The organism is Plantibacter sp. ME-Dv--P-095, from assembly GCF_030209365.1.
Classification (GTDB): Bacteria; Actinomycetota; Actinomycetes; order Actinomycetales; family Microbacteriaceae; genus Plantibacter.
On sequence record NZ_JARVSB010000006.1, the window covers coordinates 195,425 to 208,804 of the forward strand.

Annotated in this window: 16 protein-coding genes; 7 read left to right on the top strand and 9 right to left on the bottom strand. The window is 71.1% G+C overall.

The window, feature by feature from the left end; translation table 11 throughout:
• Positions 1–75: 75 nt before the first annotated feature.
• The gene (locus tag QRN26_RS09255) at positions 76–990 is read left to right on the top strand and encodes a VOC family protein (protein ID WP_056011619.1); all 915 of its coding nucleotides are present in this window, start codon (positions 76–78) and stop codon (positions 988–990) included.
• Positions 987–1,619, top strand: a complete 633-nt coding sequence (locus QRN26_RS09260) for an alpha/beta hydrolase (protein ID WP_056009214.1) — start codon at positions 987–989, stop codon at positions 1,617–1,619. The genes QRN26_RS09255 and QRN26_RS09260 overlap by 4 nt, the downstream gene beginning before the upstream one ends.
• A 19-nt stretch (positions 1,620–1,638) precedes the next feature.
• Here QRN26_RS09260 and QRN26_RS09265 read toward each other — a convergent pair whose 3' ends face one another.
• On the bottom strand, positions 1,639–2,103 hold the full coding sequence (locus QRN26_RS09265) for an Lrp/AsnC family transcriptional regulator (RefSeq protein ID WP_056009213.1): 465 nt from the start codon (positions 2,101–2,103) through the stop codon (positions 1,639–1,641).
• 106 nt (positions 2,104–2,209) lie between these two features.
• Between QRN26_RS09265 and QRN26_RS09270 the strand changes: the two genes are divergently transcribed.
• Both QRN26_RS09270 and QRN26_RS09275 read left to right on the top strand, forming a co-directional pair.
• Complete coding sequence (locus QRN26_RS09270) at positions 2,210–2,683, top strand: DUF2000 domain-containing protein (protein ID WP_285036326.1); 474 nt, start codon at positions 2,210–2,212, stop codon at positions 2,681–2,683.
• Between the two features lie 56 nt (positions 2,684–2,739).
• The gene (locus QRN26_RS09275; protein WP_056009209.1) at positions 2,740–3,456 is read left to right on the top strand and encodes a Pr6Pr family membrane protein; all 717 of its coding nucleotides are present in this window, start codon (positions 2,740–2,742) and stop codon (positions 3,454–3,456) included.
• Here QRN26_RS09275 and QRN26_RS09280 read toward each other — a convergent pair.
• Together QRN26_RS09280 and QRN26_RS09285 are read right to left on the bottom strand one after the other, a co-directional pair.
• Complete coding sequence (locus QRN26_RS09280; protein ID WP_056009207.1) at positions 3,428–4,480, bottom strand: medium chain dehydrogenase/reductase family protein; 1,053 nt, start codon at positions 4,478–4,480, stop codon at positions 3,428–3,430. The genes QRN26_RS09275 and QRN26_RS09280 overlap by 29 nt on opposite strands.
• Positions 4,481–4,561: 81 nt before the next feature.
• On the bottom strand, positions 4,562–5,107 hold the full coding sequence (locus QRN26_RS09285) for a TetR/AcrR family transcriptional regulator (protein ID WP_056009205.1): 546 nt from the start codon (positions 5,105–5,107) through the stop codon (positions 4,562–4,564).
• Between the two features lie 57 nt (positions 5,108–5,164).
• Between QRN26_RS09285 and QRN26_RS09290 the strand changes: the two genes are divergently transcribed.
• Complete coding sequence (locus QRN26_RS09290) at positions 5,165–5,650, top strand: SRPBCC family protein (protein ID WP_056009203.1); 486 nt, start codon at positions 5,165–5,167, stop codon at positions 5,648–5,650.
• Positions 5,651–5,656: 6 nt separating this feature from the next.
• Here QRN26_RS09290 and QRN26_RS09295 read toward each other — a convergent pair whose 3' ends face one another.
• Positions 5,657–6,421 (bottom strand): YqjF family protein, encoded by a 765-nt coding sequence (locus QRN26_RS09295; RefSeq protein ID WP_285036327.1) that lies wholly within the window; start codon positions 6,419–6,421, stop codon positions 5,657–5,659.
• Positions 6,418–7,647, bottom strand: coding sequence for an FAD-dependent monooxygenase (locus QRN26_RS09300; protein WP_285036328.1), 1,230 nt, complete (start codon positions 7,645–7,647; stop codon positions 6,418–6,420). Before QRN26_RS09300 ends, QRN26_RS09295 begins: the two co-directional genes overlap by 4 nt.
• 128 nt (positions 7,648–7,775) lie before the next feature.
• On the opposite strand from QRN26_RS09300, the gene QRN26_RS09305 reads away from it, so the two are divergent.
• Complete coding sequence (locus QRN26_RS09305) at positions 7,776–8,759, top strand: alpha/beta fold hydrolase (protein WP_285036329.1); 984 nt, start codon at positions 7,776–7,778, stop codon at positions 8,757–8,759.
• Between the two features lie 126 nt (positions 8,760–8,885).
• Here the strand turns inward: QRN26_RS09305 and QRN26_RS09310 are convergent, their stop codons facing one another.
• Positions 8,886–10,283, bottom strand: a complete 1,398-nt coding sequence (locus QRN26_RS09310; protein WP_285036330.1) for an epoxide hydrolase N-terminal domain-containing protein — start codon at positions 10,281–10,283, stop codon at positions 8,886–8,888.
• A 4-nt stretch (positions 10,284–10,287) separates the two neighbouring features.
• Complete coding sequence (locus tag QRN26_RS09315) at positions 10,288–11,484, bottom strand: DUF418 domain-containing protein (RefSeq protein ID WP_285036331.1); 1,197 nt, start codon at positions 11,482–11,484, stop codon at positions 10,288–10,290.
• Between the two features lie 45 nt (positions 11,485–11,529).
• Between QRN26_RS09315 and QRN26_RS09320 the strand changes: the two genes are divergently transcribed.
• A complete protein-coding gene (locus tag QRN26_RS09320; protein ID WP_285036332.1) occupies positions 11,530–12,108 on the top strand; it encodes a TetR/AcrR family transcriptional regulator in 579 nt (192 codons plus the stop codon).
• 44 nt (positions 12,109–12,152) lie between these two features.
• On the opposite strand, the gene QRN26_RS09325 is transcribed toward QRN26_RS09320, so the two are convergent.
• A complete protein-coding gene (locus tag QRN26_RS09325) occupies positions 12,153–12,767 on the bottom strand; it encodes a DUF6578 domain-containing protein (protein ID WP_285036333.1) in 615 nt (204 codons plus the stop codon).
• Positions 12,764–13,366: a GNAT family N-acetyltransferase gene (locus tag QRN26_RS09330; RefSeq protein WP_285036334.1), complete on the bottom strand. Its 603-nt coding sequence runs from the start codon at positions 13,364–13,366 to the stop codon at positions 12,764–12,766. The genes QRN26_RS09325 and QRN26_RS09330 overlap by 4 nt, the downstream gene beginning before the upstream one ends.
• Positions 13,367–13,380: the final 14 nt, after the last annotated feature.

The window sequence follows — 13,380 nt, forward strand, 5'->3', positions numbered from 1 at the left end:
TCGCCGCCTCCAAATGGTTATACCTACAAGTAATATCGACCCGTGCGCATCGCCGCACCACCGAACGGAGATCGCATGTCCACTGTGCTCGACGAGCGACTGCTCGCCCCGGAGACGACGATGGGTGCGGTCACGCTGCGCGTCGGTGATCTGGACCTCATGTCCGGGTACTACGCCAACGCGTTCGCGATGGAGCCGCTGGAGGAGCGGAGTCGGGCTCGTGAGGTGCACCGGGCCCTCGGGCGCGGCGACACCCCGCTCGTGCGTCTCGTGCACACACCGGACCTCCCTGCCGTGGACCGCCGTCAGGCCGGTCTCTTCCACACCGCGTTCCTCTTCGAGGACGAGGCGAGCCTCTCGGCGACGGTGTACCGCGCCGCGCAGGACCCTCGTGGCCAGTTCGTCGGATCCAGCGACCACTTCGTGAGCGAGGCGTTCTACTTCACCGACCCCGAGGGTAACGGCGTCGAGCTGTACACGGACCGCCCGCGCAGCACCTGGGTGCGGTCCGGTGACCAGATCGCCATGACCACGACGTACCTCGATCCCAACGCCTACCTGCAGCGGCACCTCACCGAGGACGCCCTCGATGCCGGCCCCTCCCGCGCCGGCGCCGTCGGCCACGTGCACCTGCAGGTCGGCGACCTCGCGACGGCCCGGGCGTTCTACGTCGACGCCCTCGGCTTCGAGACGACGCAGACGGAGTACCCCGGTGCGGTCTTCGCCTCCGCCGGCGGATACCACCACCACATCGCGATGAACGTGTGGAACAGCCAGGGTGCCGGTCCGCGGGCGGCCGCGCTCGGCCTCGGGGATGTCGCCATCACCGTCCCCGACCTCGCGAACCTCGATACGCTGACCGCACGACTGCGTTCGCACGCCATCCCGTTCGACGCGGACGGCCGGTCCGTGAGCGTGTCCGACCCGTGGGGCACGCGCGTCACCGTCGCCCTGCCCGACCTCTCGACCGAGGAGCTGCTGTCCCGATGACCACCACCCTGCGCGACGTCCGATCCGCCGATTGGGTGGGCACCGCCGCATCCGCGCCGACCGTCGCCGTGCTCCTCCACGGCTACGGCTCCCATGAACACGATCTGACGGGGCTCGTCGAGCCGCTCGCGCTCGGGATGCCGTGGGCGTCGCTGCGCGCGCCGCTCGACATGGGCCACGGCGGTGCCGCGTGGTTCGAGATCACGACGCCCGGCAACCCGGACCCGGAGCCGATCGCCCGCGCGACGGACGAGGTCTGGGGCTGGATCGACGAGCACGTGCCGGCCGAGGCGCGCGTCGTGCCGATCGGCTTCTCGCAGGGCGGCTTCATGGCCTCGCAGCTGCTCCGCACGCGGCCTGAGCGGGTCGTGGCTCCGGTGATCCTCGCCGGGTTCGTGCTGAGCGCCCCGCAGCCAGGCGACGAGGTGCTCGCCGCCACGAAGCCCGCGGTGTTCTGGGGACGTGGTCTCGAGGACCGGGTCATCGCCGAGCCGGCCGTCGCGCGCGCCGCGGCCTGGCTGCCGCTGCACACCACGCTCACCGAACGGACCTATCCCGGTCTCGCGCACGGTATCGACCAGGCCGAGATCACCGACGTGCGGGCCTTCATCGAGGAGCACGCGCGCTAGCGTTCCGCGGAGCGCTTCCTCAGTCGGACGGCTGGGCCGGCGACACCACCTGGGGCCGGACGTGTTCGTACACGACGCTCGTGCGGACGTCGGCCACCTCCTCACGCTCTGTGAGCTTGTCGATCACGAACGCGTAGAGTGCGTCGTTGTCGGCCACGGCGACCTGGAGCAGGAAGTCCTCGTTGCCGGACACGACGAAGACGGCGATGGTCTCCGGCAGGGTGATCGCCCAGCTGCGGAACGCGTCGATGTTGACCCGCGACGGCGGTCGGATGCGGATCGCGATGAGCGCTTGGACCGAGCGACCGATGGACGGCAGATCGACGTCCAATCGCGCACCGCGGATGACGCCTCGGCGGAAGAGCCCGCGCGTCCGGTCCAGTGCCGTGGTGGGGGAGACGCCGACCGCCGCCGCGATGTCGCGGTTGGTGCGTCGTGCATCGCGTTGCAGTTCGCGCAGGATCGCCGTATCAAGTTCGTCCATGTGGTCGATTCTCGCAGCATCACCGTACGACGTACGGCCTGGAACCCAGGCCTGCGTCGATCGTCATAGCCTGTTGCCCGTTCCACGCACGACATCAGGGAGAGACATGACGGAAGAGCAACGCGTCGGCTTCACGCCGGAGGAGATCGACACGGCCGCACCCACGCGGTCCGCGCGCCTGAAATGGGTCGTCGTCGTCCGGGAGGGCGTTCCCGCGGGCCGTGCCGTGAACGCCGTCGCCTGCGTCGCCGCAGCCGTCGGTGCCGGGGTGAGTGGCCTGCTCGGTCCCGACGCCGTGGACGCCGACGGCTCGACCCATGTCGGCCTGCCCTGGGCGGGATGCAGTGTGCTCGCCGCGTCGGTCGAGCAGCTGACGGCGATCCGGAGCAAGGCGGCGGGCTCTGAGGGGGTGCTCGTCGTCGACATGCCGGAGGCCGCACAGCTCACGCGGGTGTACGACGAGTACCGGGAGACGGTCGCCGAGACGCCGTCCGCGGCCCTCGCCCCGCTGGCGGTCGCACTCGTCGGCCCCCGCAACCGGGTGGACCGCATCGTCGGCAGGCTGCCGTTGCTCGCCTGAGCGCAAGCCCGGTCGCTACGGAGGAACGGGTGCCAGGCGCTGGTTAGGGTTGTCGGGTGCGTTCCCCTGTCCAGCCCGCCGAGCGCGCGCCGTCCGCCGCGGCCCTCGCCACGAGTCGTGTGGTGTACCTGCTGATCGCCGTCATCATCGCGATCTCGCTCGTCATCCAGATCGTCCTCGTCATCACCGGCGGAGCCGACGCCCGCTCGGGCGGGGTGGACATGTCCGTCGGCTTGGCGACCCGCTTCGCCAGGATCTTCAGCGCCTTCACGATCCTCAGCAACCTCATCGTGCTCACGGTCTCCGTCCTCCTCGCCATCGATCCGCTCCGCGACGGACGGCTCTGGCGGGTCGCGCGACTCGACGCCCTGCTCAGCATCGTCATCACCGGCATCGTCTACGCCGTGGTGCTCGCGCCGCAGGTGAACCTCACCGGGTGGGCGCTCGTCATCACGATCGGATTCCACTACCTCTCGCCGTGGCTGACGCTCGGTGCGTGGCTCGTGTTCGGCCCACGCCCGCGGTTCACCTGGGGCACGGTCGCCTGGGCGTTCATCTGGCCGCTCACCTGGGTGGTGTTCACCTTCGTCCGCGGTGGGATCACCGGGTGGTACCCGTACCCCTTCCTCGACGTGACCCAGCTCGGTCTGCCGGGGGCCGTGCGGAACGCCCTGCTGGTGCTCGTCGTCGCGATCGTGTTCGCCGTGCTCCTCAAGCTCGTCGACCGCGTGCTGCCGGCGACGCTCAGGGGTGCAGCACGACCTTCCCGTTGAGCGTCCGGGACTCGGCGAGTTCCATCGCGGGGACGATGTCGGCGAGCGGGAACCGGGCTGCGATGTTGGCCGTGAGCTCGCCGTGCTCGAGGAGTCGGAAGACCTCGCCGAGGTCCGCCTCGAGGTGGCGGCGGAAGCGGGCCGGACGGAGCCGGTGGCCCGCCCACAGGTCGTAGAACGTCGCACTGCGTCCGTTCGGGAGGGCGGACCACAGCACGGCCTGCCCGATGGCCTTGAGGAACGGGGTCATGAGGGCGCCGGAACCGCCCACCACCGAGATGATCGAGTAGGTCACGAGCGAGCCGCCCCGCGCGAGGAGCCTGAACGCCGTGCGGGTGGTCTTCCCGCCGACGTTGTCGAACACCGCGTCGACCCCGTCGGGAGCCAGCTCGCGCACGCGCTCGGCGAGTGCCGGATCCGCGTAGTCGACGGGGATGACCCCCGCAGCACGCAGGGCCTCATGGTGTCGTGGTGAGGCGGCGCCGATGACCCGGACGCCGTGCAGTCGCGCCAGTTGGATGAGGATGCCGCCGACACCGCCGTTCGCGCCGAAGAGGAGGATCGTCTGGCCCGGCTGCACCCGCGCCGTGCGGTGCAGCATCTGCCAGGCGGTGACACCGTTCACGACGACGGTCTCGGCGTCCTCCGAGCTGACGCCCTCGGGGACGAGGATGCTGTCGCGGGCGGCGACGAGCGAGTGGCTCGCCCAGGCGCCCGTCTTCGTCAGGGTGGCGACGCGCTTGCCGAGCAGGCTCCGGTCGCCATCGTCGCCGACGGCCAGCACACGTCCCACGAGGTCGTATCCGGGGACGAAGGGGAAGGCGGGCTGGCCGAGGTAGCGGCCCTTCCGCATGGACTGTTCGGCGAAGGAGATGCCGGTCGCCTCCATCTCGACGAGGAGCTGTCCGGGGCCGGGCGACGGGACGGTGCCCGTCGTGACGACGAGTCCGGACGGTTCGACGAGGCCGGGGAGGACGACCTGGGTGGTGACGAGCTCGGCGGCGGGGGTCGGTGTCGTGTTCATGATGGGCTGCTTTCCTGTTGTGTGTGACTGGACAGTCACTTCGATGGGTGCGGAACGATGACGACCGGCGGTCGTCACGGGTCAGTCGTGTCGGATGCCGTGGTCCACGACGCGCGCCCAGTCGGCGTCGACGTCGCCGAGCCCCGCCTGGACCACGAGGTGACAGAGCTGGCCGTAGGCGAGGCTGCGCTGCACGGAGACCGCGTCCGCCCCCGAGTCGCGGGACATCACGCGGACGACGAGTGCGAGGCCGGCGCGGACGGCCTCCTGGATCTCCGGGACGTCGCACGCGCTCTGGGCGTGCACCTGAAGGGCGATGAGGCTGCGGTCGCGGATGAGTTCGATGTAGGCCTGGGTCATCGCGTCGAGCTTGTCCGCCGGACTCCACTCGGGGTGCTCGGCGACGGCGCCGGACATGGCGGCCGCCACCTGCTCGTAGCAGTGCTCCACGGCGGCCACGAAGAGTCCGAGCTTGCCGTCGAAGAGGCGGAAGACGTAGGCGGGCGAGATCTTGGCGGCCTTGGCCACGTCCGTGACGGGGGTGGCCCGGTAGCCGGCGATCGCGAAGACCTCGACGGCGCTCGCGATGGTGCGCACGCGCTGGTCCTCTGCGGTCGATCGGCTCATGTGACTGATTGAACACAAACAAGCGATGGATGTCAAGCACCCGTGTCAGGATGGGGCATGCCCGTCGTCGAATCCCGCTGCACCGTGCCCGTCACCCCCGACGTCGCCTTCGCGATCTCCCAGACCACCGGCGCGATCCGGATGCGCTGGGACCCGTTCATCCGGCGCCAGCACTTCCTCGACGGCGCGACGGCCGCGGCGAAGGGCGTGCGCACCTTCACCGTGCAGCGCTTCGGGTTCCGCATGGTCAGTGAATACGTGTCCTACCACCCGCCCACCAACGTCGGCATGAAGATGACGAAGGGCTCGTGGTTCTTCGAGCGGCTCGCCGGCGGGTGGCGCTTCAGCGCGGTCGAGGGCGATGAGGGGAGCACGCTCGCCGTGTGGCGGTACAACTTCACCTGCCAGCCGCGGTGGTTGGCACCCATCGCTGAACGCATCGGCGCGTTCGTCCTCCAACGCGACATCGACCGCCGGATCCGCGGGTTCGCGCGCGGGTGCGAGGACCCGGTGGTCGTCGCCGCGGTCACCGCCACCGACTGACCGGGCTCAGGGGCGCAGGAACGACCCGATCCCGAAGCGGGCGTTCACGCCCGGACTGAACAGGACGGAGTCGGGCTCCCGCTCTACGACGCCGGGGAGACCCGCCGCCGCCGTCAGCTCGTCGCGCAGCGTGGTCACCCGCGCCGGGTGGAGTACCCACGGCTCGTGCTCGTTCGGCAACCACTGCGTCCGCCCGAAGCGGCTCTGGAACAGACCCCAGCGCGCCGTGAGGAACCGCGACAGCTCGTCGTCGACGGTCGTGGTGCTGTCGACGTCGACGCCGAGCCGGAACCCGGGACCGCGTTTCGTCGGTGACGCGGTGATCCGGCGGGACGCGTACTCCCAGCCGTCCGTCGTCGGGCGCTGCGCGGTCCGCGCCCACTCGTAGGGCAGGCCGAACATCGCCCGGGCCGCGAGGACCGCGGGCAGGCTCGACGCCTCGAGCGAACGGAACACGACGCCGCGGCGCCCCTCGGCGTCGACCCCGTAGAGCCGCACGTTCACCTCGGTGAACGACCCGCCGATCGGCGACGGCGGCAGGGGTCCGATGCGGGCGTCACCCAGTTCGAACGCGATCAGCCCGACCCAGTTGGAGCCGTCGAAGACGTCGGGGACGACGCCCGGCGGCAGGAGCGGCGCGACGGCGCTCGCCGGGACCCGCCAGTGCACGAAGGCGAGGTGTCGCCACTCCTGGGCAGCCACGACGGGACCTGCGAGCGCCGTCGCCGTGGGGGAGATGGCGGCGAGACGGGTTTCCGGTACGTCGGTCACGCGCGGTCCCGGAGGGGTTCGAGGTGCTCGTACTCCGGCAGGTCGATCGTGTCGGCCGGCGGCGAGAAGAGCTGTGCGCCGACGAACTTCGCCGGTTTCGACCCGGCCACCCGCAGTGCCGTGCGGAAGGCGGCGACACCGGCCTTCGAGGTCGGGTTGGCGAGCTGCGGCGTGCCCGGGGGGAGTGTCTGCGCCTGCTCGACGTACGGGCGCATGATCCGCTCGTACCCGCGGAACGCGTCCCGGTGGTGCACGTGCGCGGCCAGCTCGCCCGCGAGGACGTAGGCGCCCACGATCGACAGGCTCGTCCCCATGCCGCTCACCGGTGACGCGCACCAGGCGGCGTCACCGAGCAGCGCCACCCGGCCGGACGCCCAGCGCGGCGTCCGGACCTGGCCGATGGACTCGTAATAGACGTCGTCGGCGTGGTCCAGGGCGTCGAGGACCCGGTTCGCCTGCCACGGGAGCCCGGCGAACCGGCTCCGCAGGTGCCGTCGCTGCGCCTCGAGGTCGCGGCGTGCCGGCACGACCCCGTCGCCGCGGTCGGAGGTGACCTCCGTGAGGACGGCCCTGGTGGTGCCGTGGCGGTCCGGACGCAGGGTGACACTGCGGCCGCCGACCCCCGAGTACCACTGCCACCAGGGGACGTCCGCGGCGTCGCGGGGGATGGTGAGGTACGTCATCTCGAGCCCCAGGGACCTGATGACCGCTTCGCCCGGGAACGCCAGCTCGCGGGTCGAGGAGCGGATGCCGTCCGCCGCGACGACGAGGTCGAACTCCTCGTCGTCACCGTGCGCGAACGACACGCGCACGCGCTCGCCGTCGTCGTCGAGTCCGGTGATGTGGTCGCCGTACCGGTAGGTGGTCGCGCCCTCGGTCGCGTCGACGAAGATGCGTGCCAGGTCGCCGCGGAGGATCTCGACCTCGGCCGTCGCGCCGTCGGTCTCCGAGGACTCGGACACCGGGAACTCGGCGATCGTCTCGCCGGCGTCGCCCACGAACCGGGTGCCGCGTTCGCCGGTCGTCGCCTCCTTCGCGGCGTCCTCGAGGCCGGCCCGTCGCAGGACCTCGCGGGCCGCCCCGCGCACGTCGATGTTCTGGCCGCCGTCGCGGAACGCCGGTGCCCGCTCGACGACGGTGGTGTCCCAGCCGTAGCGGTTCAGCCAGAAGGCGAGGGAGGGGCCGGCGATGCTGGCTCCGGAGATGAGGACGCGGGGGACGGTCATGATGGTGCACCTCTCGAGGAGCGAGGGATGGCCGCTCCGGTCACTCCCATCTTCGCGCCCGCCTGGCCGGATCGCGCACGGTTGACAGCTCTCGTCATCCGGGTGCCCGCCACTTGTACGCTTGGGGCATGTCGAGGATCGAGCGCAAGCGTCGCAAGCGGAGTGTGCGGGTCGATCGCGTGTACGACGGCGACGTCTACGTCCGCGTCAACTCCGTGGGCTCCAGCGGCGACCGTTCGTTCATCCTCATCCCCGGTATCGGCGTCTCCTCGACCTACTTCGAGCGGCTCGCTCCGCACCTCAACGAGTTCGGCCCCGTGCACGCCCTCGACCTGCCCGGGTTCGGCGGCGTCCCGCACCCGACGTCGACGCTCACGATCCGCGAATACGCCGACCTCGTCGGCCGGGTCATCGACGAGCTCGACCTGAAGGACCCGATCATCGTCGGTCACTCGATGGGCAGCCAGGTGGTCAGCGACCTCGTCTCGCGTCGTCCCGAGCTGTCGACGCTCATCCTCATCGGTCCGGTGGTCGTCCCCGGGCAGCGTCGCGTGCTCACCCAGGCGGTGCGCTTCCTGCAGTCGAGTTGGCACGAGCCGCTCACCGTCAAGGTGCTCGCCGTCAGCGCCTACGTCTTCTGCGGGTTCAAGTGGTTCTCGCGGGTCCTCCCGGAGATGCTCAGCTATCCCATCGAGGAGGCGCTGCCGAAGGTCGAGGCGCACACCCTCGTGATCCGCGGCGAGTACGACGCGGTCGCTCCACGCGAATGGGTGGAGCGGGTCGGCGAGCTGCTCCCCTCCTCGCGGCTCTGGGAGATCCCGGGCGCGGCGCACTCCGTCATGTACGCGCACGCCGAGGAGGTCGCCAAACTCTGCGTCGACCACGCCCGACGCACGGTGGCGGACGGCGACGACGACCGGCTCCAGGTCTACCCGGAGGACGAGGAGCGGAGCGACGACCGCGAGCCCGAGGCGCCGCAGCCGAAGGCCGTCCTCGAGGCCGTGCAGGGGCGGATCGTGGAGACCATCGGCATCGTCACGGACGACGACGACCGCGTCGCCGAAGGCAAGTCCCAGGTGGCCGACGCGGTCTCCTCCATCGACCACGACTGAGCGGTCTCCGCGGTGTGACGGATCGGGGTGCTCCGGCCCGGTTCAGGCGCGTCTAGCGAGGATCGCTGCATGAGGCCGGTGATCGAGGCAGCCTACCGGTGACAGCGCTGGTCGCGCGTGTGTCCGCTACAGCGTCGCCAGGAATGCCCGGATGTCGTCCGCGAGGAGCTCGGGCTCCTCGTGGGGCGCGAAGTGGCCGCCGCGGGGCATGACCGTGTACCGGCGCACGTCGTAGCTCCGCTCGGCCCAGCTGCGCGGCGGGCTCGCCAGATCGTGCGGGAAGAGCGCGACCGCCGTCGGCACGTCCACCCGGTCGACGCGCGTCGTGATCCCGGTCGCGGACTCGTAGTACGGGCGGAGCGAGGTGCCGATCGCGTTCGTGAACCAGTAGACGGAGGCGAGCGTCGCGAGGTAGTCGTCGCTGAACCGTGTGGAGACGTCACCGTCGCAGTCGCTCCAGGCCCGGTGCTTCTCGAGGACCCAGGAGAGCAGGCCGACGGGGGAGTCGGACAGTGCGGGAGCGAGCGTGAGCGGACGCGTGTGGTGTTGATGCTCGTACGCACCCTCCTCGGCGTCCCAGACCTCCACCCGGGCGACATGTGCCCGCTCCTCCGCGGTGAGCGTCTCGGCGTCGACCTCGCGTGGCGCGGCGACCGCGAGGAGGTGGATACCAGCGACCGCCTCGGGGTGCGCTTGCCCGAGCCGCGAGGTGATCCCCGCACCGAGGTCACCGCCATGCGCGGCGTACCGGCTGAACCCGAGGTGATCGTGCATCAGGGTGTGCCACAGCTCATGGGTCTGCTGGCCGAAGGTCGGCCGCTGCGGCGAGAACGGCAGCCCGGGCAGCGCGGGCACGATGACGGTGACGGCGCTCGCCGGGTCGCCGCCGAAGTGGGACGGCGTCGCGAGGCGCCTGGCGAGTTCGACGAGTTCGATGGCGGTGCTCGGCCATCCGTTCGTGAGGACGATGGGGATCCCGCCCGGCGCCTCGGCGTCGAACCGGAGGTAGCCGATGTCCGCACCGTCGATCTCGGCCCGGTGCCACGGCAGGGCGTTGATCGCCGACTGCTGCGCTGTCCAGTCGAAGCCGTCCGCCCAGTAGGTGACGAGCCGCCGCAGCTCGTCCTGGTCGGTGCCGGCCTCCCAACCGTCCGTCGGCCACCGTTCCGGCCAGCGGGTGTCGCGGAGTCGGCGGCGGAGGTCGGCGAGCTCGTCGGCACCGACGTCGATGACGGTCTGGCCCGCTGGCGACCGCGTCACCTGGTAGCGGCGCTCGATGCCGGCGGTCGCGCGGCCCCACTCGCTCGACGCGACGCGGGCCTGGTGGGCTTCGAACGCCTCGTCGCCGCCGAAGACCTCGGCGACGTCCCAGACGAGCGGGTCGTCCGACCGGGTGACCTCGAACGACACACACCCCGGTTCGGCGCGGGTGAGCGCGAGGTGCTGCGCGAGATGCGCTTCGACGATCGCCGCCTCGGTCGGTGTCGCGCAGATCAACTGGCCGGTCAGGTGCACGGTGGTCATGGTCTCACCGTAGCGAGGGTCGGTCGTCCGAACGTCTCGTTCCGAGCTCTGCACCGCGCTTCCAGAGCCACTCGACGGGGCCGAGGGTGAAGCGGCGGAGCCAGAGATGGGCGAAGCCGGTCACGAGGGCGGCGATCACGACGAAGGCGACGACCGTGACCGGGACGCGCCATTCGGCCGTGAGCTCGGCGAGGCCGAAGCCCCAGCCGTAGAAGATCGCACCACCGAGGAGGTTCTGCAGCAGATAGGCGCTCAGGGCGACCTTGCCGAGTTCCCGGAGGCGTCGCGCGGCCCACCCGTCCGTGCCGAAGCGCCGACACAGCTCGACGGTCGCCCCGAGGACACCGAGGGCGACGAGTGGTGCGGCCAGATAGCGCTCGGCGAGGAGCCCCGCGGTTCCTCCGGCGATGCCGAGCACGAGGTCGACCGGCAGGGCGCAGGCGCCGATGATCATCAGTCGGCGTCGGAGCGGACCGCCGGTCTCACCGAAGACGCCGGCGCGGAAGAGGTGCGCGCCGGTGAGGAACATGGCCAGGGTGAGGAACCCGATGAGGACCGGTTCCGCCCGGAACACCGCGAGGTTGTCGAGGCGGAAGGCCGCCAGCCCCAGGAAGGAGTCGGTGGCGTACGGGCTCGGCCCGGCGGGGAGTTCGAGGTCGCCTGACGCCGACGGTGTCGTGGCGATGAACGCGACGATCGCGGTGATGAGAAGGACGTGCAGCGCGCCGAAGACGACGATCATCACCCGCTGCGTCCTCGGTCTCGTGAGCAGGAGCCAGGCGACGATCGCGCCGGTGATCGCGTAGCCCATGAGGACGTCGAACTCCGCGATGAGGACGTAGTTCACCGCGCCGTCGATGAGTAGCAGGGTGGCACGCCAGAGGTAACGGCCGGGCCAACGGCGTCCGCGGCGTCGGGCGGCGTCGTGCTGGATGACGAGGCCGACGCCGAACATGAGGGTCAGCAGGGCGAGGAACTTGCCCTGGGTGAGCGCCATGAGTGCGAGCTGGGTCACCCCGGCGGCGGGGCCGGTCTCCGGTGTGACCGGGGCGGCGAGCATGCCGAGCAGCCCCCAGGGGTGCGAGAAGACCCAGATGTTCGTGCCGAGCGTGCCGAGGATCGCGAGTCCGCGGACGACGTCGAGGGCGGCGATCCGCGGGGACGGCCGCACGGCCGCGGGCAATACGCTCGTATTGGTCATGGGAAGACCGTACCCTGTTGAGAGGGCGAGGTGAAAGCGGAGGCGATGGCGGACGAGAACGGCAGCCGGGTGCGGATCGTCGACGCCCTGCTCAGGATCATGGCGACGCAGGGGGCCGACGCGCTGACGATCCGCACCGTCGCGGGCGAGGCGGGCGTCTCCGTCGGCGCCGTCCAGCATCACTTCGCGACGAAGGACCGCCTGCTCGTCGCGGCGATGACCGAGGTGAACGAGCGGTTCCGAGCCCGGGTCGCCGAGCGTCTCGAGGCCCTCACCTCGGGCGAGGAGCGGCTCCGGGTGTTCTGTCGCGAGATCGCCTGCATCGAGGGCTCGGACCTCACCGACGGGATCGTCTGGGTCGCGTTCGCGGCGCGGGCCAGCACGAACGCCGACATCCGGGCGATCCACGCGACGGACTGGGCGCGGACCGAGGACGTGTTGCGCCACCTCCTCGCCGACGCCTTCCCCGATGCGGCCTTCACGACCGACGACGCGGCACTCCTCCTGGCCGTCCTCGACGGCATCGCCGTGGCGCGGGCAGCTGAGCAGTCCGACCGGATGACGCCGGCGCGGGCCGAGCGCCTGATCGACGCGACGCTGCGGAGCCTCGGGCTCGCGGGCTGAACCGCGCGGGCCAGGTTCGCGAACGCATCAGGTTCGCGTCAGCGTCAGGCTCCGTCGACGTCGAGCTCGACGAGGTAGCCGACCAGCCGGGGCTCGACCTCGCCCGGTGGTGGGACGGTCCCGCGCGCTGCATGCGCTTCGGCTTCCGCGTCCGAGGCCGCCTGTTCCGCTGCTCGTGCTGCCGACCGGGCTCCTGCTGCCGACCGAGCATCGGCGTCTCCGGTTTCGCGCCGGGGTGGGATCCGCGGCGTCTCCTGCACGACGGGCGGCCCTGGCACGCTTTCGTGGTGCGTCACGAACGGGGAGTGCGGGACGCCGATGTACACGCCGCTCCCCGGAGGCCCGATGAGGCGTCTCGCCGCAGGCAGGGCTCCGAGTGGCAGCGGAGGGCGTTCGCTGTGGACGAGACGCGAGGGCATCGACACCGTCGACAGCCGCGCCAGAGTGCCCGTGAGCCGCTCCGGGGCGGGGTCCTCCTCGTGATGCATCTCGACGCCGTCGATCCGTGCCGTGAGATCCGCTCCGACCGCTTCGGTCAGCCAGCTCCGCTGCCCGTCGTCCACGGGCCAGACCGAGAGGGTCACTCGTTGACCGGGTTCCAGCGGCCCACCACAGCAGCCCCACTCCCAGCGGGTGAGCCAGAGCGTGCGCCGGGTCATCCGCCCACCTCCGGGTCCGGGACGCTGAGCTCCGCCGCCAACTCGGCGGTGGGCGCGGTGAGGACCCGCAGCGCGATCGCGTCACCCGGCATCGGTACCCGACCGATCTCATCCAGTCCCCAGTGGCGGTACATCGCGGCGACCGCGGTCGCCCGCTCGTAGACGCCGATGAACGTCTGCGCTTCCGTCCGATCCTGCAGCAGTGCGGCGAGGCACTGGCGTCCGATGCCGCGTCCGCGTTCGGACGCCGTGACCGCGAGCTCGTGGACGACGACCGCGTCGTCAGGCTGGGCGAGCGCTGCGCTCGCCGCGTCGCTTCCCTCGGCGAGCTGCGCGAGGATGCCGAGCCAGGCCGGGTCGGCGTCGAGCCCGTGTGCGAGCGCGAAGCCCACGAGGCGACCGTCGGTGGACGCCGTGACAAGCCGCCCACCCCGGTGCCCGAGGTGCTCGGGACCCCACTGCCGGATGGTCCCGAGGTCGAGAGCATCCTCCAGGTAGGGCTCGGCGGTGAACGCCTCCACGAACAGCGCGGTGACGTCGTCCCACACGGCATCGGGTGCGGATCCGGAGAAACTCTCCAAGGCGACCGGGTTCGTCATCAGGCCAGCATAGG

Excerpts from the sequence above, each read along its gene's own strand:
- QRN26_RS09255 (WP_056011619.1), top strand. The coding sequence starts at position 76 with ATGTCCACTGTGCTCGACGAGCGACTGCTCGCCCCGGAGACGACGATG.
- QRN26_RS09260 (WP_056009214.1), top strand. The coding sequence starts at position 987 with ATGACCACCACCCTGCGCGACGTCCGATCCGCCGATTGGGTGGGCACC.
- QRN26_RS09265 (WP_056009213.1), bottom strand. The coding sequence starts at position 2,103 with ATGGACGAACTTGATACGGCGATCCTGCGCGAACTGCAACGCGATGCA.
- QRN26_RS09270 (WP_285036326.1), top strand. The coding sequence starts at position 2,210 with ATGACGGAAGAGCAACGCGTCGGCTTCACGCCGGAGGAGATCGACACG.
- QRN26_RS09280 (WP_056009207.1), bottom strand. The coding sequence starts at position 4,480 with ATGAACACGACACCGACCCCCGCCGCCGAGCTCGTCACCACCCAGGTC.
- QRN26_RS09285 (WP_056009205.1), bottom strand. The coding sequence starts at position 5,107 with ATGAGCCGATCGACCGCAGAGGACCAGCGCGTGCGCACCATCGCGAGC.
- QRN26_RS09290 (WP_056009203.1), top strand. The coding sequence starts at position 5,165 with ATGCCCGTCGTCGAATCCCGCTGCACCGTGCCCGTCACCCCCGACGTC.
- QRN26_RS09300 (WP_285036328.1), bottom strand. The coding sequence starts at position 7,647 with ATGACCGTCCCCCGCGTCCTCATCTCCGGAGCCAGCATCGCCGGCCCC.
- QRN26_RS09305 (WP_285036329.1), top strand. The coding sequence starts at position 7,776 with ATGTCGAGGATCGAGCGCAAGCGTCGCAAGCGGAGTGTGCGGGTCGAT.
- QRN26_RS09310 (WP_285036330.1), bottom strand. The coding sequence starts at position 10,283 with ATGACCACCGTGCACCTGACCGGCCAGTTGATCTGCGCGACACCGACC.
- QRN26_RS09315 (WP_285036331.1), bottom strand. The coding sequence starts at position 11,484 with ATGACCAATACGAGCGTATTGCCCGCGGCCGTGCGGCCGTCCCCGCGG.
- QRN26_RS09320 (WP_285036332.1), top strand. The coding sequence starts at position 11,530 with ATGGCGGACGAGAACGGCAGCCGGGTGCGGATCGTCGACGCCCTGCTC.
- QRN26_RS09325 (WP_285036333.1), bottom strand. The coding sequence starts at position 12,767 with ATGACCCGGCGCACGCTCTGGCTCACCCGCTGGGAGTGGGGCTGCTGT.
- QRN26_RS09330 (WP_285036334.1), bottom strand. The coding sequence starts at position 13,366 with ATGACGAACCCGGTCGCCTTGGAGAGTTTCTCCGGATCCGCACCCGAT.